Raw genomic sequence first — 24,140 nt, 5'->3', positions numbered from 1 at the left:
CCAGAGTAGCGGCGTAATCACCAGCCCGGTGGCAGCGTCGCGCCAAGGGCGGCTAAGGGCGCCCGCGCTTTGATCCCAACTTCTTCCACTTCGGCCTGTGGAACCGACAACCAGGTGATCCCGCCGCCAGCGCTGACAGTGGCGGCATCCGCCGTGACCACGATGGATCGAATGACCATTCCGAGCTCGAGCGACCCTTCGGGGTGTACCCATCCGAAGCATCCAGAGAAGATGCCGCGAGGCATCCGTTCCAGTCGATGAAGGATCGTCATCGCCGAGAGCTTAGGCGCGCCAGTCATGCTGCCCGCAGGGAATGTCGCGTCAAGCAGATCGCCACATGTGGTGCCGGCGTTGGCGCTGCCCACTACTGTGCTCACGAGTTGATGGACATGTGGATAGCTTTCGATTTCGCGGAGCTGCGTGACGGCGACTGAATTCTTGCGTGAGACTCGTGACAGGTCGTTTCGCATCAGATCAACGATCATGACGTTCTCAGCCTGCTCTTTCGGGTCAGTCGCAAGTTCTCGTCGAAGGGCCTCATCGCGTTCGAGAGTCGTTCCCCGCGGACGGGTTCCCTTTATCGGGCGCGTACGTATCGTGCCGTCGGATGCCGCCAAGAAGAGTTCGGGACTGGCGCTCAAAAGAGCGGTCGCACCTGACCGAAAAAATCCACCGTGTGGTGCGCCTGAAGCGCGTCGATGCATCAGATATGCAGCGACAGCATCGATTTTCCGGTCAACAGTGAACCGTGTTGTGACACACAGCTGATAGGCATCACCCTCGCGAATCGCTTCGCGGGCCTGTTCGATGAGAGACGCGTACTCTGCCGGGGTATGTCGGGCGCGCGCTATGACTTTCTCTTTTGTCTCTTCGGCCGCGGGTTTCGAAATCGTCTCCGAAAGGGTCGAGCTCCATCTGTCTGCGTCTGGACCAATTGCCCACGCCCTTCCCGCGGCGTGATCGAACGCGACGACGCGGTCCACCAACAGCCAGCTCGCGTCCTCAACCGCTTCATCAGGTATCGACGGCGCACCAGCAGCGACAGCACCGGTTTCGTAGGCGATCCATCCCACCCACGATCCGGGCGTCGGCCCGTGCGGGAACCGCGACGGCGCCACCGAATTCTGTGGCGCAATATCGACCTCACGCGGGGACGTGTAAGGCACCACACGGCCGGTTCCGATCCAGCTCCACCCCGTTGACACGCCGACGCCCGCGTCTATCCAGAAGACTTCATGCGCCTCAGCGGCAACCGCGGTGAAGACATATTCGGGAGAACACGCGGGATGTAATTCCGCGACTGTGGACGGCAATGGCACATTCTCAGGCTACGCGCTAGCAGTGTTCTCTATGCTCAAGGCGTGAACGACGTCCTCACCTGGCTCCTCGATGCGGTGCAGAATGTCGATCCCGTGTTGCGAACGGTGCTCGCCGGTATCGCAATGATGCTCGAAACCAGCGTGCTTGTCGGTCTCGTGGTGCCGGGCGACTCGATCGTCATCGTCGCAGGCACCGCTGTTTCATCGCCGTGGGAAGCCGTGTTTCTCGCGCTCGCCGTCATAGTCGGCGCACTCATCGGCGAAAGTATCGGTTTTTGGCTCGGACGTTACCTCGGACCAGTTATCCGCACCTCTCGAGTTGGCAGACGCATTGGCGAAAAGAACTGGCAGCGCTCAGAAAACTACCTGAAGCGTCGAGGAGGACCAGCAATCTTTCTCTCCCGATTCCTCCCCGTCTTGCACTCGCTCGTGCCCCTCACTGTGGGAATGAGTGGGTACTCGTATCGGCGGTTTCTCGCGTGGACAACACCCGCCTGTTTTGTTTGGGCAGCGCTTTATGTGAGCGTTGCCTCAGCCGCAGCCGGCACCTATCGAGAATTGAGCGAGAGCATCCACGGTGCTGGCTACATTTTCGTTGGAATCATTGCTGCATTCCTCGTTCTTGTTTATGCCGTTAAAAAGATTGTGGAGCGAGTCGAGCGCAGACATCTTCATGACGACGAAGAGCTAGATAGCTCCGCACGCCCGAACACGGCAGACATGGAAGACTGAGCACGTGTCCCCTTCAAGCGATCCAGAACGACCGCTCAAGGTGCTGTGGTTGGCCCGACTGGAGCACCGCATCAATGCGTGGCGAGAAATGTGGGCGCGCCGTGCCGGACGAACCCCGACTGTCGCAGCTTTTCCAGGCTATGGTGGCGCGGATTGGGTGCGCGTTCTCGGACGAGTCGTTATTCCCCCACGTGCACGTGAGCGCGGCGCTGGCGAATATGCCGGCGTACGAGGTTGGCGAAGCTTTGCATCCGTGCCGATCGGATTTGCGCGCGTCACAATTACTGTCGATGGAGCCACGCACGAAGTTGTCGCCGATCGAGGCGGGGTTATCGACACGGAGATTCCCGCAACGCTCACTCCCGGTTGGCAATCTCTGCGCATGTCGGTTGAGGGTGGAAACCCGGTAGAAACCCGCGTTTTCATTGTCGGAAGAGATACGCGCTTCGGCGTCATTTCAGACGTCGATGACACCGTCATGGTGACGGCGCTCCCCCGCCCGTTCCTGGCGGCGTGGAATTCCTTCGTGATCAACGAACATGCTCGTCAGCCGGTTCCGGGCATGTCGGTGCTCCTTGAACGACTAGTGCGCGAACATCCCGGCGCGCCAATTGTGTACTTGTCGACGGGCGCATGGAACATCGCGCCCACACTCGCACGTTTTCTCCGCCGCCACCTTTTTCCCGCTGGGGCAATGCTTCTCACCGACTGGGGACCGACACACGACCGGTGGTTCCGAAGTGGAAAAATCCATAAGAGCGAAAACCTCGAGCGCCTCGCGAACGAGTTTCCCGATGTCAAGTGGCTTCTTATCGGAGACGATGGCCAACACGACGACGCAATTTATACCGACTTCACAAGCGCTCACCCTGACCATGTGGCGGGCGTTGCCATTCGACAGCTCTCCCCCGCCGAAGCTGTACTCGCGGGTGGACGAACCGTCGTCAACAACCACGCAGCTGCTGAAGTGCCGTGGGTGACAGATGGCGATGGTGCGGGTCTTCTCGATAAACTTCAGGATCTCGGGTTGGTCGAGGCACCAAAGCACTGAGCCAAGTGTCAGAGCCGCGCCGTAGGCTGGAAACATGTGTGGGCGTTTCGTAGTCGCTAAACCCGGAGCCGAGCTCGTGGGCGTGTTGCGCGCCGACATCGTGAACGAGGCGTTACCTGCTCCCTCGTACAACATCGCGCCGACCAGTCTGGCGGCTATTGTTCTCGATTCGGTCAAGACCGAACCCCCGACCAGGCGGGTAGAACCTGCACGCTGGGGACTCGTGCCCGCGTGGGCGAAAGATCCATCCATCGGTTCTCGTGCATTCAACGCCCGCGTAGAAGAAATTGAGACTAAACCCATGTTCCGCGGGGCTCTTGAAAAGCGCCGCGCGATCGTTCCCGCATCCGGTTACTACGAGTGGAAGACGACGGCAGCGGGTAAAACTCCGCACTACATCCACCCCTCGGACGAGGGATCTATGTTCTTCGCAGGCCTTTACGAGTGGTGGAAGAACCCGGCAGCGACCGACGGCACGAACCCTTGGATGTTGAGCTTCACTATCCTCACTCGTTCGGCGATCGGCACTCTTGGCTCAATCCATGATCGGATGCCGCTTTTTGTCGACGCAGATGTCGCTGAAGCTTGGCTCGATCCCACTATCGACAACGTTGGCGACATCCTCGATGCAGCTGTCGATGCTGCGCCCGATCTTGCCGAGACGCTCGACAATCACATCGTGGCGTCCGCCGTAGGCAACGTGCGCAACAACTCTCCTGAGCTCATCGAGCCGGTGACGTTCGAGTGACGAGTTCGTCTTCTGAGACTCTCGAGTTCGATGAATGGCAAGCGCTCGAACGCCACCATCAGCGCTCAGCAGACATCATGACCGTCGATCGACGGGCACGCGCGGCCCGCGGTCAGACGCACCCCGTCGATGATTTTCTCTACACGTACTATTCGTACAAGCCCGCGATTCTTCGCCGCTGGCACCCTGGCGCCGGCGTTCGCTTACTCAATGCAGCCCAATCGCCGCGCGCTCACTGGCGCGGATATCTGAGCGCGGGCGATGATTTGGTGGTTGATGCGGCAAGCTTCGCGCGCGAGAGGCCAATCCTCGTGCGCGCAATTGCTGGCGTTCTTAAGGCAACAGCGTTGAAGACTCCCGCGTTTGGCTGCTTCGGTCTACACGAGTGGGCGATGCTCTACAAGAATGGTGAAGTCCGCCATGACGCCCCGCTTCGTCTAGGCGCTTCGGGCACGGATGCTGTCGTCGAAAGTCATGAACTGCGGTGCACGCACTTCGATGCCTTCCGATTCTTCACCCTCGACGCGGTGCCAAGGAACGCAAGCGAGCTATCAGCAGACGCCAGAGTCGAGAACGAGCAACCCGGGTGTCTTCACTCGAACATGGATCTGTACAAGTGGGCTGTGAAGCTCGGTCCGTTGGTACCTGGGCGACTACTTCTCGAAACTTTCGACCTTGCGCGATCGATCAGAGAAATAGATATGCGTGCATCGCCATATGATCTGAGCGACTGGGGCTATGAGCCGATCACCATCGAAACGACAGCGGGCAAGACCGAGTACGGCAGGATGCAGCGCGCGTTCGAAGCGCGCGCTGCTCCCATCCGCAATCAGCTGTTACGCATTGCGAACAACGCCCTAGCCGCGTGAAGTTAGCCGCCGCGAACGAAGGACCGCGAGCACACCCAGGGCGATCATGACCGCGCCCACAAAAGGCGTGGCTCCCACCGAAAGGCCGCTCTCGGCGAGTCCAGGTGTCACTTCTGCCGAAATAGGTTGGTTGTCTACGGGTGTTTCCGGCGTTGCCTCGACACTGGCGGGATTCACGACCAGCACATAGGTCACCTCTGCGTCAGGGGACGTGCCATTGCTCGCCGTTACCGTGAACGTCGTTGATCCCGAGGCAGTCGGCGTGCCAGAAATTTCTCCAGTAACCTCATTGAGCACGAGCCCTGCAGGTAGCTGTCCGCTGGTCACGCTATAGCTCGCGTCTGGGGTACCAGACGAAGTAATCGTGTGTGAATACGGGCCGCCGACAGTGCCATCCGCGGGAGCTTCCGAAGTTATTTCGGGGCTGGTCGAAACCTCACCGGGCGCTGTCGCACACCCGGTGGGTGCTGTGATGGTGTTCGTATCAAGCGTCACAGCTCCAGTACGGGCGAGGAGACGGCCGGTTACGGTGGCTGCGGTTTCAGCGGTCACTGAGATGTCCGCCATAACAGTGCCGATGAACTGCGCACCGGTTTTGAGCGTTGCGGAACTACCCACCTGCCAGAAGACATTGCACGCGCTTGCACCACCGGTGACTGTGATGTTCGCAGCCGAACCGACTGTCAGGGAAGATGCCGCTTGGAAGACCCACACTGACTCAGCCGTACCTTCGAGGACAAGCGCCCCGCTGACCGCGAGCGTTCCGCCGGAGTACACGCCCGGAACGAGCGAAAGACCAGTGAGCTCTTCGAGCCCGGTTTGAATGGGCGTAAGCGATGCCGCCACGTTGTACGCGGTTGTCAGATCAACCTGTGCTTGTGCTGCCTCTGCATCCGTCTGGTGGATAGTGCCCCCGACAATTCCTGGCGGAAAGCCAGTGATGGACGAACCAGGGCTGAGGCCTAGATCGTCCGACAGTGTCGAAACATTTGTGTTCGTGACTGTTGAGGCCGCGAGCACAGAATAGTCCCCCGCGGTGCCAAGCCCAATGGGCCCGTCAATCGTGGTGTCCGCCGATGCGGCGGTGGCGGGAATTACAACGAGAGCGACGGCCGCGGCAACGATTGCAGTGGCGCGAGCAGACGAAAAAATACGGATCACGACGAGATCCCTTCCATTAAGGAGGGCAATAATCGTCAAGGCCATAAACGGCGACTGCTCCTGGCGGAAATCTATCACCGATTCAAATTTAAAACCCAGGTTTCCGAACTCCGGTACCTAAACGACACAATGCGCAGCTCTCCGGTCTATCGCCCAGAAGTCATCGATGACATCACCAGAAGCGTGCGCAATGCTTAGAGGATGACGCCATCTTTGCCCGATGCCTTGGTTCCCATCGCGTTGAAGCTGCTTCGAGCAAACCGCACATTCATCACGGCAAACGGCGCGATGCGACGTATCCGTGAGCGTGAGTTGCGCCCCGCGTCATACGGCCCACCAGCTCGGCTGCGCCAAGACATCCGTGTTGATGTCGAGCACGTGGGTGGCTGGCCTGTGTATACCATCCGGCCCGAAACGGGCCGAGGAGGCCTCGTCTACGTGCACGGCGGCGGGTGGGTCAACGAGATTGCTCCACAGCACTGGCACCTCGCTGCCCGCCTCGCGAGCGAAGCGTCATTGGTAGTGACGCTTCCGATCTACCCGCTCGTACCTTTCGGCACTGCACTCGAAGCACTCGAAGGCGTCCGCGCGCTGGTGCATCGAAGCCGCGAGAAGTTTGGGCCGACATCGCTCGCGGGAGATTCTGCGGGTGGACAGATTGCTCTCTCGACTGCGCTTGCTCTGCGTGACGAGGGCATCACCCTCCCCCAGACGGCACTCATTTCCCCGGCGCTAGACCTGTCATGGAGTAACCCACGCATACCCGAAGTGCAACCAACCGACCCGTGGCTCGGCACCCCCGGCGGCCGCGTACTCGCTGAAAGTTGGCGTGGTGAGCTTGAGCTTCGGGATCCGATTGTCAGTCCGTTGTTTGGCGACCTCACGGGCATCGGCCCGATAACCGTTTTCACAGGCACCCGCGACGTACTTAACCCCGACGCCCACGTCCTCGCAGAAAAAGCAGTCAAAGCGCACGTGCCATTTCACGTTCACGAAGCGCACGGGCAGGTACATGTCTACCCACTCATCCCCACTAATTCGGGGCGTCACGCACAGAAAAAGTTCATTGAGATCATTCGCGACTCACACTGAGCCCGGGCGGCGCAATGGCGCTCTCCTTTTACCACACGTACCCACGCCGCGTAGCACTCTCAGGCGATGCGTAGAAAACAAAAACCCCGGATTAACCGGGGTTTTTGTGGACCTGGGGGGACTCGAACCCCCGACCCCCTGCATGCCATGCAGGTGCGCTACCAGCTGCGCCACAGGCCCATAGTTACCTGCGTGAGGCAACCTGACTAGATTACTACATTCCCGCGCGAGAACGAATTCGACGGCCGCGAATATGTAGTTCGCCGATCATTCCGCAGGCGCCGGGGTTGCAATCTCAAAGGGAACGACGGGGCAGTCCTTCCAGAGACGCTCGAGACCGTAATAGTTGCGCTCTTCCTCATGGAAGATGTGCACAACCAGGTCGCCGAAGTCAATAAGCAACCAGCGGGATTCCTGGCGTCCTTCGCGTCGAAGGCGCTTATGACCGGCAGCCAGGAGCCGCTCTTCAATTTCATCGCCGATGGCAGCGACGTTGCGCTCGTTACGTCCCGTGACGAGCAAGAAAATGTCTACGAGGGGCAGAGGCTCTGAGACGTCGAGCGCAACGAGATCATCGCCGCCCTTGGCGTCAGCGGCGTTTGCCGCGATCTGCAGCATTTCAATGGACTGAGGGGTGGCTGTCATGGGAAGACTCCTGTAACGAAAGCGAGAATAGTTACTCCGACCAGCGCGAGGGCTAACGCACCCGCGGTGATCACGAGGGCGAGCATAAGTCGACTGCCCTTTTCGGGCGCCGGCGGACGAATCATGTCATCGGAGCTTTTGATTGTGCTGATCGCCGCGCTTGCCGCGATCGGCGTCGGAGAAGAAGCTGCAGGAAGCTCACCATCCAACAAAATGGCATCCGCTTCTTTTCCATCTGCCATACCCGGAGCGTGCCCGGTCGACCCGAGCCCTTCCGGCAGCGCAAAAGTTCCAGTGATCAACACTTCACCGGTCGAGGCGACCGGTGAAGAAAGCCCCGCGCCATTAGGCGTCTGCGAGAGAATAAGCGCGTTCGAAGAACCCAGCGATCCAGTTGTCGTAGCGCCGCGGGCGATGAGCTGGTCGAAAGAATTAGACAGGACGACCTTCTCGGGCTCGCCTTCAAGCAACTTCTGTCCAAGGCTCGGGCTCACCATCGCCGCCGGCTCTTCTTCAGCCTCTAGTGCAAGGTGAGCAGCCGCGTCGCTGATCGGCTGAGACTCGTGGTCGGGAACAGCTGGCGACGGCTCGGCCTTCTTGGGCTTGCCGGATGTCTTCGGCTTCCTCGGCTCGGGGCTGGGCTCGGCCTCAGGCACATCACGCAAGATCACAGGTACCGAAGCTGTACGAATACGCTCCTGCTCCCGTGCTTGACGCCGAGTGAGTGGTGACGCGCCAAGGTCCACCTGTGCGTCCGCACGCGGCGCGGGCGCCATCGGAGCGGGTTCGGCGGCGCGTGCGCGCGGTGCTACTGCCTGCGGCGCCGACTCTTCCTTGGCGTCTGCTTCGGGAGAGATGATGGGAGTCGACCCGGTGCTGCGCTGTTCCCGCAGTTGCCGACGCGTGAGCGACCGTGTGCTCGTCTCGTCTGAGTTACTCATGCCTTGCTCCGATAGAGGTGGTGTTTCGCAATGTACTGGACAACTCCGTCAGGTACGAGGTACCACACGGGTTTTCCGCTCCGAACGCGCTGGCGGCACGCCGTCGATGAGATAGACAACGCGGGAATTTCAAGCTGACTCGCGCCGCTGCTCGGAAGCCCTGCAGTGCTCAGCACGTGCCCTGGGCGAGATACGGCCACAAAGTGCGCGAGATCCCACAGTTCATCATGGTCTCTCCAACTGAGAATTTGCGCTACGGCGTCCGCCCCGCTGATGAAGAAGAAATCTGCATCAGGACGCTCAGCTTTCAGATCACGCAACGTGTCGATCGTGTAGGTCGGCCCCCCACGGTCGATATCTACCCGGCTCACAGTAAAACTGGGATTGGATGCCGTAGCAACGACTGTCATCAGGTAGCGATGCTCGCTCGCCGTGACACTCTTTTTTTGCCAGGGCTCTCCGGTTGGCACGAAAACCACTTCGTCAAGGTCAAAGGACGCGGCGACCTCGCTCGCTGCCACAAGGTGACCGTGGTGGATGGGATCGAAAGTGCCGCCCATGACGCCAATACGCGTCCGTTGTGCAGCTGTCACCGGATGCCTAGTGGCCGTGCTCCGGTTTTTGGAGCTCTTTCACGTGAGTAGCTGCGTACGCTTGCGCCTTCTGCGGGTGACGGTTAGCAACTCCGCGGTACGACCACGCAACGAAACCGAGCACCGCGAACACCAGTAGCGCTACAAAAAAATACCCGATCGTCTCGAGCGCGACGTTTCCGTGGTGCTCTGACTCCTCAGCCGCAAATGCGACGAGCGTTGACAAGGTCATCTGTACTCCGTTCGGGATGTCGGGGTGGCGCGCGTGCGCCTCACCAGTCTAGGCGGTCAGGCACGAACCTGACCGGCGCCGCGCGCCAGCCACTTCGTGCTCGTGAGCTCGGCTAGACCCATTGGGCCCCGGGCATGAAGTTTTTGAGTGGAAATTCCCACTTCTGCGCCGAAACCAAACTCGCTGCCGTCTGTGAATCGTGTCGACGAGTTGACCATCACTACCGCGGAATCCACCTCGGCAAGAAATCGGTCAGCAGACGCGTCGTCAGTCGTGATGATCGACTCAGTGTGATGCGTCGAATACTCGCGAATATGGGCAAGCGCACCGTCGAGGTCGTCGACCACGCGCATGGCGATCTCAAGTCCGAGGTACTCCGTTTTCCAGTCTTCCGGAGTAGCCGGAACAATATCCGTGCCCAATTTCTGTACGTCGGTATCTCCGTGAACGACAACTCCGCTCGCCTGAAGCGCCGAGGTGATCGGCGGCACAAGCCGCTCTGCGGCACCACGGTGCACCAAAACGGTCTCCACCGCGTTGCAGACACTCGGCCGCTGTACCTTCGCGTTAACGACAATCTCACGCGCCCACTCAAGCGGTGCCGTTGCGTCGAGCACAATGTGTACGACACCTGCCCCGGTCTCGATTACGGGAACTGTCGACTCTGTGACGACAGTCGAAATCAGTTCTGCGCTCCCCCGCGGGACGAGAACATCGATGATGCCGCGTGCGTGCATTAACTCGCGTGCACCTTCACGTCCGAACTTATCGATCGTCTGAATAGCCTCGGGAGTGATACCCACAGACGTCAGCGCACGTCGCATCGTAGCCACAAGAGCAGCGTTGGTCATTTCGGCGGCAGTTCCGCCGCGCAACACAATGGAGTTGCCTGAGCGCAGTGCGAGCGCTGCGATATCGACAGTGACATTCGGCCGCGCTTCGTAGATGGATCCGACGACGCCGAAGGGCACCGCGACCTTCTGCAGATGCAGCCCATTTGCAAGCGTCCGGTCATCAAGCACTCGGCCGACCGGATCCGGAAGCACAGCGACAAGGGCCACCGCGTCGGCAAGCGACTTTACGCGGGCGTGATCAAGCCGCAGGCGGTCTTGAAGCGCGAGCGAAAGCCCACTCGCCTCACCGCGAGAAATATCCACGACGTTCGCGGCCACAATATCCGCGGCATCGGCTGAGATCGCCGCTGCCATCGCTTCAAGCGCCTCAGTCTTCTGCGCATCTCTGAGCAACGCAATCTCCCGCGCCGCAGTTTTTGCGCGCAGCATTCGATCACGCGCGCTCACGACAGTCTCGATCATCAAGCAGTCCTATCGATGTGACGTATCCACTGACGCTGTCGTCAGTGCGGGAATCGCGTCCGGATCAGGCGTAAACCAGGTGCCGATGTTCTCACCGTTTAGTGCAGGAGTCACGAGGTCGATGCTGGTGACCAGCACTCCGACACCGGATGCCGCGGCCAGACGCGCAGCCGACGCTTTCGTTGCTGCTCCCCCGGTGCCGACGCTGTTCACGACAACTGAGCCGAATTGGAACCCCGTCATGTCGTCGTCGAACGCGACGGTGTCAATCGGGGTGGCTCCGGGCTCATCCGGTGGTCGCGTGTAGAGAGCCTCAATGTCGCTCAGAAGCACAAGGGCATCCGCGCCGATGAGCTGTGCGACGAGAGCCGCGAGCCGATCGTTGTCTCCAAAGCGAATCTCATGCGTCGCGACAGTGTCGTTCTCGTTCACGATCGTCAAAATGCGCAGGCCAAGCAGGCGCTCCATTGCGCGTCGGGCGTTCGAACGGTGGGTCGCATTCTCGAGATCACCCGCGGTCAAGAGCACCTGACCGGCAACGATAGCGAAGGGTCGGAGGGCCTCTTGGTATCGATATATCAAGACATTCTGGCCTACGGCTGCCGCAGCCTGCTGAGTCGCAAGATCAGAGGGACGAGCTTCCAGATTCAGGTAAGGCATCCCCGTCGCGATCGCTCCAGACGACACCAGAACAACCTCGACACCGCGAGCGTGCGCCGCGGCAAGCGCTTCGACGAGGGGCTTGATGTTGTGCGCGTTGGTGCCACTAATCGATGACGAGCCCACCTTGACGACAATGCGACGAGCGCCGGCAATGTCGGCGCGACGATGTGCGGTCACTCAGACGCTCCGGGTGCCTCTCGCTCCGCGCGTCGTTCAGCTTCGAGCTCATCACGCGCAGCGGCCTTAGCATCCATACGCTCGCGATAGCCCTCGCGGCGTTCGGCGGTATTACGGCGCCCATTCTGGATGAGTCGCGGGTCGGTGCCGCGCGGCGCCGTCATCAGTTCTGCTGCAGAGCGGACTGTCGGCTCCCAATCGAAGACGATTCCTTCGCCTTCGCCGATAACGACTGTCGCACCGGCTGTTGCGCCCGCACGGAAGAGGCCATCTTCGATTCCGAGACGGTCAAGACGGTCGGCAAGGAATCCCACCGCTTCTTCGTTCTGGAAGTCTGTCTGCTGCACCCATCGCACCGGCTTCTCACCAAGGATGCGGTACACATTTCCGTACGTGCCACCCTCGACGCGAATGGTGAAGTTCGCTTCGGCGCCCTTCGGACGAATCACGATGCGCTCAGGAACCGGCTGAGCCGCGATCGCCGCGCGCTCCTCGGCAACGATCTGACCGATAGCGAGGGTGAGTGCGCGGAGGCCATCACGGCTGACCGCCGAAATATCGAATACGCGAAAACCGCGTTCCTCAAGCTCTGGACGAACGAGGTCAGCGAGATCTTTCGCTTCCGGAACGTCAAGCTTGTTCAGGGCGATGAGCTGGGGGCGCTCGAGGAGGGGGCGCTGCCCCTCAGGCACTGGATACGCCTTGAGCTCAGCGAGAATCACGTCGAGGTCAGAGAGCGGGTCACGACCGGGGTCGAGAGTTGCACAATCGAGAACGTGGACGAGCACGGTGCAGCGTTCGACGTGACGGAGGAATTCGAGCCCTAGGCCCTTGCCTTCGCTCGCGCCTTCGATGAGGCCAGGTACGTCAGCGATCGTGTATCGCACGTCGCCGGCCTCGACAACACCAAGATTCGGATGCAGCGTGGTGAATGGATAGTCAGCGATTTTGGGACGAGCAGCAGAAACCGCCGCGACCAGGCTCGACTTACCGGCAGAGGGGAAGCCCACGAGCGCGACGTCCGCAACGGTCTTTAGCTCGAGTTGAGCGTCACCTTCCCACCCGGGGGTGCCGAGCAGAGCGAAGCCCGGCGCTTTCCGCTTCTGTGAAGAAAGTGCAGCATTCCCGAGGCCACCACGACCACCGGGCGCCACGACAAACCGCATACCCGGTTCGATCATGTCGACGAGCAGCTCACCGTCGGCATCTTTCACGACTGTTCCCACGGGAACCGGGAGCTCAACCGATTCTCCGAGCAAACCGGAGCGGTTATCCCCCATACCGAATCCGCCGTTGCCACCGTCGCGGTGCGGTGAGTGGTGATACGACAGCAGTGTCGTCACGTTGGGATCAGCAACGAGGATGACGTCACCGCCGTTGCCGCCGTTGCCGCCGTCAGGGCCCGCGAGTGGCTTGAATTTCTCGCGGCGCACCGACACGCAGCCGTTTCCGCCCTTTCCGGCGCGAAGATGAAGGGTGACACGATCGACGAACGTGACCATAACGATCTCCTTGTCGGTAAGGGGTGAAAACAACGCGAGGGGCGAGCCGAAGCCCACCCCTCGCGACGCTGTAAATTTGAGCGGGTATTACTCCGCTGCGGCGACGATGTTGACGACCTTGCGGCCGCCCTTGTTGCCGAATTCGACTGCGCCAGCCGCGAGAGCGAAAAGCGTGTCATCCCCACCGCGACCGACATTGTCGCCGGGGTGGAAGTGGGTGCCGCGCTGGCGAACGATGATCTCGCCCGCACCAACAGCCTGACCACCGAAGCGCTTTACACCCAGTCGCTGAGCATTAGAGTCGCGACCGTTACGAGTAGAGCTTGCGCCCTTTTTATGTGCCATCTCTGCGCCTCTCCTGGCTTACTTGATGCCGGTTACTTTGACGCGCGTGAGGTCCTGACGGTGCCCCTGGCGCTTCTTGTAGCCGGTCTTGTTTTTGAACTTCTGGATAACAATCTTGGGGCCGCGCTCTTCGCCGACAACCTCGGCCGTAACCGAGATCTTCGCGAGCTTGTCTGAGTCGGTCGTGACGGCATCGCCATCAACGAACAGCACAGCGGGGAGTTCGACCTTGTCGCCGACCTTCGCCTTAAGGCGGTCGAGAACGACTACCGTGCCAACTTCGACCTTCTCCTGCCGACCACCGGCGCGCACTACTGCGTAAACCACTTCACACCTATTTCTTCTGGGAGCGCACTGCTCCGGTTGTCCTTGTGAGACTGGGAAGTCTTTGGTGCGGAAGCCAGGCTCTCATTCGTGACGCAGCAAAACTGCTACACAAGACGCACCAAAGGAATACTTTACCTGATGCGAAGCTACAGGGCAAAAGCAGATCCGCTGTAGTGAAACGCCGAGTTCGATTACGACGACGTCAGCATCCGGCACGCGAGGCCGCCGCCAGACATACGATCAGAAGATGGCGATCCTGATTGACGATCCACTCTGGCCCGCGCACGGGATGCTGTGGGCACATCTGGTGAGCGACACCTCGCTGGAAGAGCTGCATAAGTTCGCCGCAGCAGAAGGCATACCCCGCCGTGGTTTTGACCTTGACCACTACGACGTGCCAGAAAAGTCGCACGAGAGACTGGTCGCTGCCGGAGCCCGCCACGTTGACGGGCACACGCTTGTCAAAACGCTGATCGCTTCAGGTTTGCGTGTGCGAGCAAAAGATCGCACACGCAAACCCAAAGCTTCCAGCTAGCTGTCTGACGCTGGCGGCAGAATCGGTGATCCGGGCGTGAGCCCAGCTGTCGATACCCGACGGCGAGACCTACCCTGTCCTGGCGCTTTCGGAGCAGGCAAAGCGTTCAGCACAGAATCGAGAAGCAAATCCTTTTCGTCGCGCTCTTTTCGTGGCGCCGACGGGTTGGAGTCTGACTTCGACGAACTGTCGGAACGCTTTCTCCGCTGCTTCTTGGGGCGCTCAGGACGCTCGGACGCCGCGTCTGCCGCGACGGATGCCTCAGCAACCACGACAGCCGCGGCTTCGAGTGCTGCAGCGTCAAAGTTCTCTTCGCCGGTTGAAGAAATCGTCGATGCGGCAATCTGAGCGATCGCCGATTTCACACCTTCAGTGATGACGTGGGTGGACCCCGTGGGCGTCTGTGCAGAGGACGCCTGAGGCTGGTTGCGGCCGCGACGGTTGTTTCCGCCATTGTTGTTGCTAGTCCCGTTGCTACCGCTGCCGTTGCCATTGCCCTGCGAAGAGCGGTGGCGAACGACAGGATCGTGGTGAACGACGACTCCACGGCCGGCGCACACCTCGCATGCCTCGCTAAAGGTCTCTAGCAGGCCAAGACCCAGCTTCTTACGCGTCATCTGGACGAGGCCGAGAGACGTGACCTCGGCAACCTGATGCTTCGTGCGGTCGCGACTGAGGCACTCGATAAGTCGACGCAAAACCAGATCTCGGTTGGACTCAAGCACCATGTCGATGAAGTCAACAACGATGATCCCGCCGATGTCTCGCAACCGGAGCTGACGAACGATCTCCTCAGCAGCTTCGAGGTTGTTCTTGGTTACGGTTTCTTCGAGGTTTCCTCCGGAGCCGACGAACTTTCCTGTATTGACGTCAACAACCGTCATCGCCTCGGTTCGGTCGATAACGAGTGATCCACCCGACGGCAGCCACACCTTACGGTCGAGTGCTTTCTCGATCTGCTCAGTGATACGGAACTCGTCGAAGGGATCACCATCGCCGTCATAGCGTTCTACGCGCTCTAGCAGGTCAGGCGCGACAGCTTCGAGGTATCCCTCGATTGTGCGCTGTGCTTCTTCGCCCTGAATAAGGAGCTTCGTGAAGTCCTCGTTGAAAACATCTCGGACGATCTTTACGAGCAGATCAGGCTCAGAGTGCAGCAGCGCAGGAGCCTGCATCAACTCAATCTGCTGGCTGACGTGCTCCCATTGTGCGGTCAACCGCTGCACGTCTCGCGTGAGCTGCTCTTCGGTGGCTCCCTCGGCAGCAGTACGCACGATCACGCCGGACGACTCAGGCAGAACTTCTTTCAGGATGCGCTTGAGGCGCGCACGCTCGGTGTCAGGAAGCTTGCGGGAAATTCCATTCATCGAGCCTGCAGGTACGTACACAAGGTATCGACCGGGAAGCGAAATCTGACTCGTCAGACGCGCCCCTTTGTGCCCGACAGGGTCTTTCGTAACCTGGACGAGAACTTTGTCGCCAGACTTCAGCGCGAGTTCGATTCGGCGCGGCTGGTTGCCGGTTTCCGCGGCATCCCAATCGACCTCTCCCGAATAGAGCACAGCGTTTCGTCCACGACCGATGTCGACGAACGCCGCCTCCATGCTGGGCAGCACGTTCTGCACGCGGCCAAGATAGACGTTGCCGATCAGCGACGCGTCCTGGTTTCGCGCCACGTAATGCTCGACGAGCACTTTATCTTCCAGCACACCGATCTGAATTCGTCCGTTCTTCGACCGAACGATCATCGCGCGATCGACGGACTCGCGGCGAGCAAGGAACTCAGCTTCAGTGACAACGGGCCGACGACGTCCCGCCTCACGTCCGTCCCGACGCCGCTGCTTCTTGGCCTCGAGTCGAGTCGAGCCCTTGATCCGCTGCGGCTCGGTGATGACCTCGACGGGGCGCTGTCTGGGAGCCGACTCGCGCGGCTCGTTTTCGCCACGCTGATCGCTGCCGCCTCGGCGTCGATTACGTCGCCGAGCTGAGCCGGACGAAGTTTCATCGTCACGATCGTCGCGTTCGTTCTCACGACGGTTTTCGTTATCGACAAACTCCCTCGCCGGCAGAGGCGGCAACTCCGGAGCGTAGAAGTGGAGCGCGGTCGACACCTGCGAAACGAACGTCTCCGGCAGCAAGCCCAGGCTCACAGCTGTCTTCGGCCCGTCCGGCACCGACGGCTCGGCATCTTCGGCCGGTTTCGACTCGGCATCTTCTTCTATCGAGACAGACGATTCCGTTGCGTCAGGCGTGGCGTCGGCGTCAGCCGTCGTCACCGCAAGCGTGTCAAGCGCGACAGCTACGAGAGCGTCAGCTCCCGAAGGATCATCTGAATTGGACTGAGTGTTCTGGTCATCGGCCATCACCGCTGTACTCCTAGCGGACGACACCGCGCGTCGCCCGGCAAAATCTTGTGCGGCACCGCACCTGCGGCGCCATCAGCTCTTTCGGTATGCAGCAGGCCCCTGGCTCGTGCTGCGAGGGCGATCGTTGCCCCCAAAGTCTGCGTCGATACCCTCTTACGGCGCGGCCGCGAACGGTATCAAGAGCCATTATCGCACTATCGATGCCCAATTGTGTGAATGCGCAAGCTAACGGCAATTCAGGGGCTACTGCTTGGGGCCAGACTCACACGAGTGGATGCGATAATTCCCACATGCCTCATAGCGCCTCAACGAGACGACCTACCACCCTCGCCATTTGGCTCATCATTGCCGGAGTTGTGGGTTGGTGGGCGGCATTCTCTCTGACGATGGAGAAGTTCCATCTCCTTGAGAACCCCGGTTCAAAAGCGGCGTGTGACTTCAGCGTTCTCGTGCAGTGTGGAGAAAACCTCAACTCGCCGCAAGGCAGTGTTTTCGGCTTTCCCAACCCGATCATCGGCTTGGGGGCGTGGATTGCGCCCATCGTTGTTGGCGTCGCGTTGTTGGCAGGTGCTAAATTCGCAAACTGGTTCTGGTGGCTTTTCGAACTGGGGATGCTGTTCGCTATCGGGTTCGTCATCTGGCTCATCGGTCAGAGTATTTTCGTTATCCATACGCTGTGCCCGTGGTGCATGGTCACCTGGTCAGTCGTAATACCAACGTTCTACGCCGTAACCCTCTACATACTTCGAAGCGGGCTTCTACCGGCGACAACGAGCATCCGCCGTGCGGCGCGAGCACTGACACCGTGGATCGTCCTCATGACGATCCTGAGCTACGCGCTGATCGCACTCCTGGCTCAGCTAGAACTGGGCGTCTTCTTCTAAGCACTCGCTCAGCGGAAGACGCCCAGTATCCCGGCTTAGCGCGTTAGCGGAACCAAATTCCAAGCTCGCGTGCTGCTGATTCCGGGCTGTCGCTGCCGTGCACAAGGTTCTGCTGAACTTTGAGGCCCCAGTCGCGACCAAAATCTCCACGAATCGTTCCGGGAGCGGCGGACGTCGGATCGGTCGTGCCCGCGAGGGAGCGGAACCCCTCGATGACGCGGTTTCCTGCGAGCCGGATGGCGACAGATGGGCCCGACATCATGAACTCGACGAGCGGTTCGTAAAACGGCTTACCAGCGTGCTCTTCGTAGTGGCGCTCAAGGCGCTCGCGATCAGGCTCCACGAGGCGGATATCGACAAGCGCATACCCTTTCGCTTCGATGCGGGCAAGAATCGCGCCGGTAAGGCCGCGAGCCACACCATCGGGCTTGACCAAGACGAGGGTCTCTTCCGTGGACATGTCACTCTCCGTTCAGGTTGTTGGCCTCACGTGCCAGCTGCGCGTTGCGCCGGTCGAGTGAGGCCCCTTTGATCGTTGCATACGCCCACATGCCGCCAAAAATGAGGGCAACAAAAAGCATGGCGGGAACAAGAAATGCGCTGAGTGCGAGCAGCACTTGCAGCGCCCACCCGAGGCCAAATGCCCAACGGTGTCGGAGCAGACCGGATGTCACGATCATCACAAGCGCTACGACCGCACCGCCCACAATCCCCCACCACGGTGCCACCAAGTCGGGCAACGCACGAAGGCCGTACACCACTAAGCCGCCGAGAAAGACGATGACCGATTCGAAGCCCAGCACGATCGACCCGAGTGATTCAGCAGCCCCGCGTGCACGGCGCTGTGGTGCTGGCTGTGGGGCACTGCTGGCAGTCAATTGTTCCACCCAGCTTTCCAGTCTTCTTCCCGCGCCAGCAGAAGAGCCTCGCCCGCGAGAACGATAGACCCGGCTATCACAACAGCTCGTCGATCGCCCTCCGATGCCCACGCACGCGCCGCGTCGGCGGCATCCGAAATTCCGGGGTGAACCGTCACAGTCAGGCCAGCCGCCTCTGCAAGGTCCGCTACGCCATCGGCGTCACGGGCCCGGTCTGAGTCTGGTGCGGTAGCGAACACGTGGGACGCCACGGAGGCAATTTCAGCGACGATGCCGGCAGTATCCTTGTCGTCTAGAACGCCGAGCACAACGCCCCAATCGTCGAAGTCGAAGGCGGTTTTCAAAGCCTCCACAAGCGCGTGTATTCCGTGCGGGTTGTGCGCTGCATCGACCAGCACCGTTGGTGCGATTCCGACGAGTTCAAGGCGACCTGGTGATGTCGCGATACTGAAACCGTCGGTAACGATCTGGTCAGAAATCGGCTGGGTTCCAGCTCCGATGAGAGACTCGACGGCCGCGACAGCCAGAGCAGCATTGGCACCCTGGTGTTCGCCATACATGGGCAGGTAGACATCGTCATATTGCCCCGCGAGGCCTCGAACTGAGATGAGTTGTCCGCCCACCGCCAGTCGACCCGTTGTCAGAGCAAAGTCTTCCCCGTCAATTGCCACGCGTGTGCCGCGCGCAGCCGCAGCCCGCTGCAGAACGGCGGCGGCTTCGGGGCTCTGAAGGGCTGAAACGACGGCGGCACCGTCTTTGATGATTCCCGACTTGACCGTGGCGATCTCGGCCACCGTGGAACCCAAGCGGTTCGCGTGGTCGATGTCGATTGGTGTAAACACTGCGACATCACCGTCGGCGGTATTCGTCGAGTCCCACAATCCGCCCATCCCGACCTCTACGACTGCAACGTCGACAGGAGCGTCCGCGAAAGCCACGAACGCGAGCACTGTTAGCAGTTCAAAGAACGTCAGTGGCGCATCCCCCTCGCCCACGAGTTCGTTGTCGATCAGCTCAACAAACGGCTGAATCTCTTCCCACACGTCAGCCACGGCATCGTCGATGATCGGTTCGCCATCGATCATGATTCGCTCTGTGAAACGCTCAAGATGAGGGCTCGTAAACAAACCGGTACGCAGGCCATGCGCACGCAACAGGGCTTCAATAATTCGGCTCGTCGACGTCTTACCATTCGTGCCCGTGACGTGAATAACGCGGTACGTGTGCTGCGGATCCGCAAGCAGCGTCAACAGCCTTTGCGTGCGCTCGATGCGAGGCTGGACCCACTGCTCGCCCTGTCTTTGCAGGAGAGCCGAGTAGACGGCATCCGCTTTGTCTTTTGCGCTCATCGGTTCTCCTCTGCCCTCGACACCGCAACGGTGAAGTCGCCGGCATTCGCGAATGCCCCCGCGGCGAACTCAGCAACGTGTGCGGTGCCGAATGTCGAATTGTCGTTACGTGCAGTGATTGACGCGGAAACCGCGAGAGTGTCAGCGGCAACCCCGACTGCGTCGAAAACGCTGTCGACGGCTTGCTGGTCTTCGTCGCTTTCGAACGCAAGAACGAGATCGATGCGATCACTCACATCGAATCCCGCAGCCTTACGAGTGTCTTGAATTGCGCGGATCAGGTCGCGAGCCAACCCCTCAGCTTCGAGCTCAGGTGTTGTTGCGGTGTCAAGCAGCACGAAGCCGCCGCGATCGAGCGTTCCGAGTGCTTCGCCTTCTGGGCGGCCAGTGGTTTCAAGTACCAGGTCGTACTCACCCGCTTCGAGCTGGATGCCACCGGCGACGACGACGCCGTTCTCATCCGACCACTCCCCTGCGCGAGCAGCCTTGATCGCATTCTGCACCTGCTTACCAAGGCGCGGACCAGCGGCTCGAGCGTTGACAGACAGGCGGTGAGTGATCCCATAGTCAGCCGCGGCGGTTTCTGTCAGTTCAACGAGCGCGACACTCTTGACGTTGAGTTCGTCGCGCACGATTTCATCGAACTGCGCGAGCGAGGCGGCGTCTGAAACAACCACAGTGAGCTGCGGAAGCGGAAGCCGAACGCGCTTCCCCTCGCGCTTACGCAGCGCGTTCGCGGTTGATGACACTTCGCGCACAGCATCCATTGCCGTACGAATGTCACGGGCTGCGGGAAAGGCGGAGGCATCCGGCCAGTCCGTGAGGTGTACGCTTCGGCCACCCGTCAGGCCCTGCCAGATGCGCTCAGAGATGAGCGGAAGAAGCGGGGCTGCCACTCGCGTGAGAGTTTCGAGCACCGTGTAAAGCGTGTCGAAAGCATCACGTGATTCGGGCTTCGAAGCATCCACGCCGGTCCAGAAGCGGTCGCGCGAACGACGGATGTACCAGTTGGTGAGAGCTTCGCTGAACTCACGCAGCTTGGCTGTCGCAGACGTGGAATCGAGGGCATCCAAATCGGTCGCGACATCTCGCACAAGATCACCCAACAGCGCGAGGATGTAGCGGTCGAGAACGTCTGTCGAGTCCGTGCGCCAGGTCGCTTCATAGCCTTGCCCCGCCTGCCCCCCAGCAGCGTTCGCGTAGGTCGAGAAGAAGTACCACGTGTTCCAGAGCGGAAGCATGAACTCGCGCACGCCCGAGCGGATGCCCTCTTCTGTCACGACGAGGTTGCCGCCACGAAGCACTGAACTCGACATCAGGAACCAGCGCATCGCGTCGGAACCGTCACGGTCGAACACTTCACTGACGTCGGGATAGTTGCGCAGCGACTTCGACATTTTCTGGCCGTCGCTACCGAGCACGATTCCGTGGCACGACACTCCAGTGAATGCCGGACGATCAAAGAGCGCCCCGGACAGCACGTGCATCACGTAGAACCAGCCGCGCGTCTGACCGATGTACTCCACGATGAAGTCGGCGGGCGCGTGCGAGTCGAACCATTCTCGGTTCTCGAATGGGTAGTGAACCTGCGCGTACGGCATAGACCCGGAGTCGAACCACACGTCGAAGACGTCTTCGATCCGACGCATCGTCGATTGCCCAGTTGGGTCGTCGGGGTTGGGCCGAGTCAAGTCATCGATGTACGGGCGGTGCAGATCAACCTCGCCCTTTTCGTTCTTCGGCAACCGGCCAAAGTCACGTTCCATATCTTCGAGCGAGCCGTACGCGTCGACCCGCGGGTAGGCCGGGTCGTCGCTCTTCCAGATCGGGATCGGTGAACCCCAGTACCTATTGCGGCTGATCGACCAGTCGCGCGCGCCCTCGAGCCATTTGCCGAACTGGCCGTGCTTGACGTTGTCGGGCGCCCATGTGATCTGCTCGTTGAGTTCAACGAGACGGTCTTTGATCGACGTGACACGCACGAACCAGCTCGAGACAGCTTTGTAGATCAGGGGGTTACGGCAGCGCCAGCAGTGCGGATAAGAGTGCTCGTAGCTTGCTTCGCGCAGCAAGCGTCCCTCCTGGCGAAGCAGGCGGATGAGCGGACGGTTGGCATCCATCCACAGTTCGCCCGCGACATCCGTCACCTGCGGCAAGAACTTGCCGCCGTCGTCAAGGCTCATGATGAGCGGGATGCCGGCAGCCCCCGTGACACGCTGGTCATCTTCACCGTAAGCCGGAGCCTGGTGCACGATGCCGGTGCCGTCGGTGGTCGTGACGTAGTCGTCGACGAGGATGCGCCATGCTGACTCAGTTCCCCACGTCTCGGCGTCCGCGTAGTAGTCAAAAAGACGGTCGTACGTGACGTCTTCGAGCTCGGCACCGGTGATCGTCCGCTCGATAGCGGCGATCGCGGCATCCGCAGTCTCGTAACCCAGATCTTTCGCGTGTGCGCCAACCAGATCTTCGGCAAGAAGGTAGCGGTGCGCCGTTGCTTCAAGCTTGTCATCGGACGCACCCTCAGGGGTGTGGTGAACGTCGGCGGCGCCCGCGGGGCCGGCCGAGAGCACGGCGTAGGTGATCTCGGGTCCAACGGCGAGTGCGAGGTTCGTCGGGAGCGTCCAGGGTGTCGTTGTCCACGCGAGTGCGCGCACTGCCGTGAGTCCGAGCGACTCGGCTTTGACTCCCGTTAACGGGAACGTGACAGTGACGGAGGGGTCCTGGCGCATCTTGTAGACATCGTCGTCCATGCGCAGCTCGTGGTTCGACAACGGCGTTTCGTCGCGCCAGCAATAGGGCAGAACGCGGTAGCCCTCGTAGGCGAGGTCTTTGTCGTAGAGGCTCTTGAACGCCCACAGCACTGACTCCATAAAGCCCGTGTCGAGCGTCTTGTAGCCACGTTCGAAGTCGACCCAGCGCGCCTGGCGAGTGACATAGTCTTCCCACTCGTGCGTGTACTCCAGCACCGAAGCTCGCGCCTTGGCGTTGAAGGTCTCGATGCCCATGGCTTCGATCTCGCTCTTCTCGGTGATGCCGAGCTGCTTCATCGCCTCCAGCTCTGCGGGGAGACCGTGGGTGTCCCAACCGAAGACACGGTCAACCTTCTTGCCACGCATTGTCTGGAAGCGCGGGAAGAGATCTTTGGCGTAACCGGTGAGCAAGTGCCCGTAGTGCGGCAGCCCGTTGGCAAAAGGAGGGCCGTCGTAGAAGACCCACTCCTCGGCGCCTTCGCGCTGCGCGATCGACGCACGGAACGTGTCGTCTGCCTTCCAAAAATCGAGCACGTCGCGCTCGATATCGGGAAAGCGCGGGCTCGGAACGACGGCGTTCGCGGTCGTTGAATCTGCTGCAGCTCCGAAGGCGGAGCGACGCGGATAGCTCATGAGTGTTCTCGCAGGTGTGTCGGCGTTTCGGTTGTGCCGGGACGACCCTGGGAAGGACCGCGATACCACCCTGCGTTGCCGGTTGCCGAAGCATCCGACCTCTCTCACAGCGGCTGTAACGGGCCTGACCCGCTCGGTTCTACCTGGCCGAAGCCGTTCTTCCGAGTGCTCCCCGGTGATAGCCGGATCAATGCGTGTGCAGCGATTCTACTCGCTACACACGCTGCGCGCTCGCTGATGTTCCTCATCCGTTCCGCATCACGGGGCGGGGTGCCGCTCAGCACCGCTACGTCGGAGAATCGCGCGGCGTCGGAGCTATTTCGGCAATATCTTCCGAGGGAATGAGATTCTCCGACGCAACGCGGACGCCTCGGCGTCACTTTGCGAGGTGCAATCCCTGGGCAACTGCCCTCATGATGATGTCTTGCACGCTCGGCCAGTCCCCCACAACCTGTGCGTAGCCGATACGGACGACATGAAACCCATTGATCATCAGGAGCGCATTATGGGCGTTGTCACTCGTTCGCTGGTCGCCCACATGGTGCGCGCCATCAATCTGCAGGATGAGCCTCGCACCAATAAGAAAATCGACCCGATGCCCGAGTATCCACGCTTGAGGAACGATGCGGACCCGCATCCATTTCAACCTCGGCATGACAAAACTCTCTAAGCCGGAATCAGAGTAGGGCGACGCGATGGAGAGAATTTCTCGTGCGCGAGCCTGGAATGGCAGCGCCTCCAATGCTGTCTTCGTAATGAGTCCGACCCGAAGCGCCGATTCCCACACAGCGAGTGCTGGCTCGAAAGGTTGACACAACGAGACAATCGCCAGCATGTTCTCGACGCCGTCGACCAAGTGATCAGGATGCCGCGGCACGACGGGTTGAGCCCAGTGCACATGGGCACCTGGACGCGTGCCACCGCGAGCGTGCGGAGCCGCAGCGACGTGATATTCGGGTTCTTCAAGCACCCACAAGGAGCGTCGACGCGCCGCGGTAATGCAAGAGAGCACGACGCCCGATCGAGCAGCCG

24 protein-coding genes and 1 tRNA gene are annotated in these 24,140 nt (G+C 60.5%); 7 read left to right on the top strand and 18 right to left on the bottom strand.

Going from position 1 to position 24,140, the window contains the following annotated elements; translation table 11 throughout:
- Positions 1-17 precede the first annotated feature (17 nt).
- Positions 18-1,319: an anthranilate synthase component I family protein gene (locus FHS06_RS11730; protein WP_167049482.1), complete on the bottom strand. Its 1,302-nt coding sequence runs from the start codon at positions 1,317-1,319 to the stop codon at positions 18-20.
- A 42-nt stretch (positions 1,320-1,361) separates the two neighbouring features.
- Here FHS06_RS11730 and FHS06_RS11725 point away from each other — a divergent pair, with 42 nt between their 5' ends.
- The 4 genes from FHS06_RS11725 to FHS06_RS11710 all read left to right on the top strand — a co-directional run bounded on the left by FHS06_RS11725 (position 1,362) and on the right by FHS06_RS11710 (position 4,719).
- Entirely contained in the window at positions 1,362-2,051 is a 690-nt protein-coding gene (locus FHS06_RS11725; RefSeq protein ID WP_167049480.1) for a DedA family protein, read from the top strand.
- Positions 2,052-2,139: 88 nt separating this feature from the next.
- On the top strand, positions 2,140-3,102 hold the full coding sequence (locus FHS06_RS11720; RefSeq protein WP_167050323.1) for an App1 family protein: 963 nt from the start codon (positions 2,140-2,142) through the stop codon (positions 3,100-3,102).
- 34 nt (positions 3,103-3,136) lie between these two features.
- Positions 3,137-3,850, top strand: coding sequence for an SOS response-associated peptidase (locus tag FHS06_RS11715; RefSeq protein WP_167049478.1), 714 nt, complete (start codon positions 3,137-3,139; stop codon positions 3,848-3,850).
- The gene (locus FHS06_RS11710) at positions 3,847-4,719 is read left to right on the top strand and encodes a 3-methyladenine DNA glycosylase (RefSeq protein WP_167049476.1); all 873 of its coding nucleotides are present in this window, start codon (positions 3,847-3,849) and stop codon (positions 4,717-4,719) included. Before FHS06_RS11715 ends, FHS06_RS11710 begins: the two co-directional genes overlap by 4 nt.
- Here FHS06_RS11710 and FHS06_RS11705 read toward each other — a convergent pair.
- The gene (locus FHS06_RS11705; RefSeq protein ID WP_167049474.1) at positions 4,708-5,958 is read right to left on the bottom strand and encodes an ice-binding family protein; all 1,251 of its coding nucleotides are present in this window, start codon (positions 5,956-5,958) and stop codon (positions 4,708-4,710) included. The two genes, FHS06_RS11710 and FHS06_RS11705, sit on opposite strands and share 12 nt — an antisense overlap.
- Positions 5,959-6,081: 123 nt before the next feature.
- Here FHS06_RS11705 and FHS06_RS11700 point away from each other — a divergent pair, with 123 nt between their 5' ends.
- On the top strand, positions 6,082-6,972 hold the full coding sequence (locus FHS06_RS11700) for an alpha/beta hydrolase fold domain-containing protein (RefSeq protein WP_167049472.1): 891 nt from the start codon (positions 6,082-6,084) through the stop codon (positions 6,970-6,972).
- A 107-nt stretch (positions 6,973-7,079) separates the two neighbouring features.
- Here FHS06_RS11700 and FHS06_RS11695 read toward each other — a convergent pair.
- The 10 genes from FHS06_RS11695 to rplU all read right to left on the bottom strand — a co-directional run bounded on the left by FHS06_RS11695 (position 7,080) and on the right by rplU (position 13,713).
- Positions 7,080-7,152, bottom strand: a tRNA-Ala gene (locus FHS06_RS11695).
- A gap of 87 nt (positions 7,153-7,239) precedes the next feature.
- The gene (rsfS, locus tag FHS06_RS11690) at positions 7,240-7,617 is read right to left on the bottom strand and encodes a ribosome silencing factor (RefSeq protein ID WP_167049470.1); all 378 of its coding nucleotides are present in this window, start codon (positions 7,615-7,617) and stop codon (positions 7,240-7,242) included.
- Positions 7,614-8,558 (bottom strand): hypothetical protein, encoded by a 945-nt coding sequence (locus FHS06_RS11685; RefSeq protein WP_167049468.1) that lies wholly within the window; start codon positions 8,556-8,558, stop codon positions 7,614-7,616. The genes rsfS and FHS06_RS11685 overlap by 4 nt, the downstream gene beginning before the upstream one ends.
- Complete coding sequence (nadD, locus tag FHS06_RS11680; RefSeq protein ID WP_182486492.1) at positions 8,555-9,151, bottom strand: nicotinate-nucleotide adenylyltransferase; 597 nt, start codon at positions 9,149-9,151, stop codon at positions 8,555-8,557. Before nadD ends, FHS06_RS11685 begins: the two co-directional genes overlap by 4 nt.
- A 7-nt stretch (positions 9,152-9,158) precedes the next feature.
- A complete protein-coding gene (locus tag FHS06_RS11675; protein WP_167049466.1) occupies positions 9,159-9,383 on the bottom strand; it encodes a hypothetical protein in 225 nt (74 codons plus the stop codon).
- Positions 9,384-9,439: 56 nt separating this feature from the next.
- Positions 9,440-10,699 carry a glutamate-5-semialdehyde dehydrogenase gene (locus FHS06_RS11670; protein ID WP_167049464.1) on the bottom strand — a complete coding sequence of 420 codons (1,260 nt, stop codon included), beginning with the start codon at positions 10,697-10,699 and terminating at the stop codon, positions 9,440-9,442.
- A 9-nt stretch (positions 10,700-10,708) separates the two neighbouring features.
- A complete protein-coding gene (gene proB / locus FHS06_RS11665) occupies positions 10,709-11,539 on the bottom strand; it encodes a glutamate 5-kinase (protein WP_167049462.1) in 831 nt (276 codons plus the stop codon).
- Entirely contained in the window at positions 11,536-13,041 is a 1,506-nt protein-coding gene (gene obgE / locus FHS06_RS11660; RefSeq protein WP_167049460.1) for a GTPase ObgE, read from the bottom strand. The genes proB and obgE overlap by 4 nt, the downstream gene beginning before the upstream one ends.
- Positions 13,042-13,128: 87 nt before the next feature.
- Positions 13,129-13,386, bottom strand: coding sequence for a 50S ribosomal protein L27 (rpmA, locus tag FHS06_RS11655; protein WP_167049458.1), 258 nt, complete (start codon positions 13,384-13,386; stop codon positions 13,129-13,131).
- A gap of 18 nt (positions 13,387-13,404) precedes the next feature.
- A complete protein-coding gene (gene rplU / locus FHS06_RS11650) occupies positions 13,405-13,713 on the bottom strand; it encodes a 50S ribosomal protein L21 (RefSeq protein WP_165142809.1) in 309 nt (102 codons plus the stop codon).
- A gap of 247 nt (positions 13,714-13,960) precedes the next feature.
- On the opposite strand from rplU, the gene FHS06_RS11645 reads away from it, so the two are divergent.
- Positions 13,961-14,248, top strand: coding sequence for a DUF4031 domain-containing protein (locus tag FHS06_RS11645; RefSeq protein ID WP_167049456.1), 288 nt, complete (start codon positions 13,961-13,963; stop codon positions 14,246-14,248).
- Here FHS06_RS11645 and FHS06_RS11640 read toward each other — a convergent pair.
- A complete protein-coding gene (locus FHS06_RS11640) occupies positions 14,245-16,611 on the bottom strand; it encodes an Rne/Rng family ribonuclease (RefSeq protein WP_167049454.1) in 2,367 nt (788 codons plus the stop codon). The genes FHS06_RS11645 and FHS06_RS11640 overlap by 4 nt on opposite strands.
- A 293-nt stretch (positions 16,612-16,904) precedes the next feature.
- Here FHS06_RS11640 and FHS06_RS11635 point away from each other — a divergent pair, with 293 nt between their 5' ends.
- Positions 16,905-17,498 (top strand): vitamin K epoxide reductase family protein, encoded by a 594-nt coding sequence (locus FHS06_RS11635; protein ID WP_167049452.1) that lies wholly within the window; start codon positions 16,905-16,907, stop codon positions 17,496-17,498.
- Between the two features lie 43 nt (positions 17,499-17,541).
- Here FHS06_RS11635 and ndk read toward each other — a convergent pair whose 3' ends face one another.
- The 5 genes from ndk to FHS06_RS14030 all read right to left on the bottom strand — a co-directional run bounded on the left by ndk (position 17,542) and on the right by FHS06_RS14030 (position 24,078).
- Complete coding sequence (gene ndk, locus FHS06_RS11630) at positions 17,542-17,958, bottom strand: nucleoside-diphosphate kinase (protein WP_167049450.1); 417 nt, start codon at positions 17,956-17,958, stop codon at positions 17,542-17,544.
- A 1-nt stretch (position 17,959) separates the two neighbouring features.
- Positions 17,960-18,385 (bottom strand): DUF4233 domain-containing protein, encoded by a 426-nt coding sequence (locus FHS06_RS11625; RefSeq protein WP_310734811.1) that lies wholly within the window; start codon positions 18,383-18,385, stop codon positions 17,960-17,962.
- The gene (locus FHS06_RS11620) at positions 18,373-19,725 is read right to left on the bottom strand and encodes a bifunctional folylpolyglutamate synthase/dihydrofolate synthase (protein ID WP_167049448.1); all 1,353 of its coding nucleotides are present in this window, start codon (positions 19,723-19,725) and stop codon (positions 18,373-18,375) included. The genes FHS06_RS11625 and FHS06_RS11620 overlap by 13 nt, the downstream gene beginning before the upstream one ends.
- A complete protein-coding gene (gene ileS, locus FHS06_RS11615) occupies positions 19,722-23,108 on the bottom strand; it encodes an isoleucine--tRNA ligase (RefSeq protein ID WP_167049446.1) in 3,387 nt (1,128 codons plus the stop codon). Before ileS ends, FHS06_RS11620 begins: the two co-directional genes overlap by 4 nt.
- 376 nt (positions 23,109-23,484) lie before the next feature.
- On the bottom strand, positions 23,485-24,078 hold the full coding sequence (locus FHS06_RS14030; RefSeq protein WP_341780195.1) for an endonuclease domain-containing protein: 594 nt from the start codon (positions 24,076-24,078) through the stop codon (positions 23,485-23,487).
- Positions 24,079-24,140 lie beyond the last annotated feature (62 nt).

Source organism: Microbacterium halimionae, assembly GCF_011761265.1.
GTDB lineage: Bacteria > Actinomycetota > Actinomycetes > Actinomycetales > Microbacteriaceae > Microbacterium > Microbacterium halimionae.
The sequence above is the reverse complement of the archived record's forward strand: the minus strand, read 5'-3'. Positions and strand labels throughout refer to the sequence as shown.

What these genes read in the sequence shown, in the direction of transcription:
- FHS06_RS11720 (WP_167050323.1), top strand. Translation starts at nt 2,140, where the DNA reads ATGTGGGCGCGCCGTGCCGGACGAACCCCGACTGTCGCAGCTTTTCCA.
- FHS06_RS11715 (WP_167049478.1), top strand. Translation starts at nt 3,137, where the DNA reads ATGTGTGGGCGTTTCGTAGTCGCTAAACCCGGAGCCGAGCTCGTGGGC.
- FHS06_RS11700 (WP_167049472.1), top strand. Translation starts at nt 6,082, where the DNA reads ATGACGCCATCTTTGCCCGATGCCTTGGTTCCCATCGCGTTGAAGCTG.
- rsfS (WP_167049470.1), bottom strand. Translation starts at nt 7,617, where the DNA reads ATGACAGCCACCCCTCAGTCCATTGAAATGCTGCAGATCGCGGCAAAC.
- FHS06_RS11685 (WP_167049468.1), bottom strand. Translation starts at nt 8,558, where the DNA reads ATGAGTAACTCAGACGAGACGAGCACACGGTCGCTCACGCGTCGGCAA.
- FHS06_RS11675 (WP_167049466.1), bottom strand. Translation starts at nt 9,383, where the DNA reads ATGACCTTGTCAACGCTCGTCGCATTTGCGGCTGAGGAGTCAGAGCAC.
- FHS06_RS11670 (WP_167049464.1), bottom strand. Translation starts at nt 10,699, where the DNA reads ATGATCGAGACTGTCGTGAGCGCGCGTGATCGAATGCTGCGCGCAAAA.
- obgE (WP_167049460.1), bottom strand. Translation starts at nt 13,041, where the DNA reads ATGGTCACGTTCGTCGATCGTGTCACCCTTCATCTTCGCGCCGGAAAG.
- rpmA (WP_167049458.1), bottom strand. Translation starts at nt 13,386, where the DNA reads ATGGCACATAAAAAGGGCGCAAGCTCTACTCGTAACGGTCGCGACTCT.
- FHS06_RS11645 (WP_167049456.1), top strand. Translation starts at nt 13,961, where the DNA reads ATGGCGATCCTGATTGACGATCCACTCTGGCCCGCGCACGGGATGCTG.
- FHS06_RS11640 (WP_167049454.1), bottom strand. Translation starts at nt 16,611, where the DNA reads ATGGCCGATGACCAGAACACTCAGTCCAATTCAGATGATCCTTCGGGA.
- FHS06_RS11635 (WP_167049452.1), top strand. Translation starts at nt 16,905, where the DNA reads ATGCCTCATAGCGCCTCAACGAGACGACCTACCACCCTCGCCATTTGG.
- ndk (WP_167049450.1), bottom strand. Translation starts at nt 17,958, where the DNA reads ATGTCCACGGAAGAGACCCTCGTCTTGGTCAAGCCCGATGGTGTGGCT.
- FHS06_RS11620 (WP_167049448.1), bottom strand. Translation starts at nt 19,725, where the DNA reads ATGAGCGCAAAAGACAAAGCGGATGCCGTCTACTCGGCTCTCCTGCAA.
- ileS (WP_167049446.1), bottom strand. Translation starts at nt 23,108, where the DNA reads ATGAGCTATCCGCGTCGCTCCGCCTTCGGAGCTGCAGCAGATTCAACG.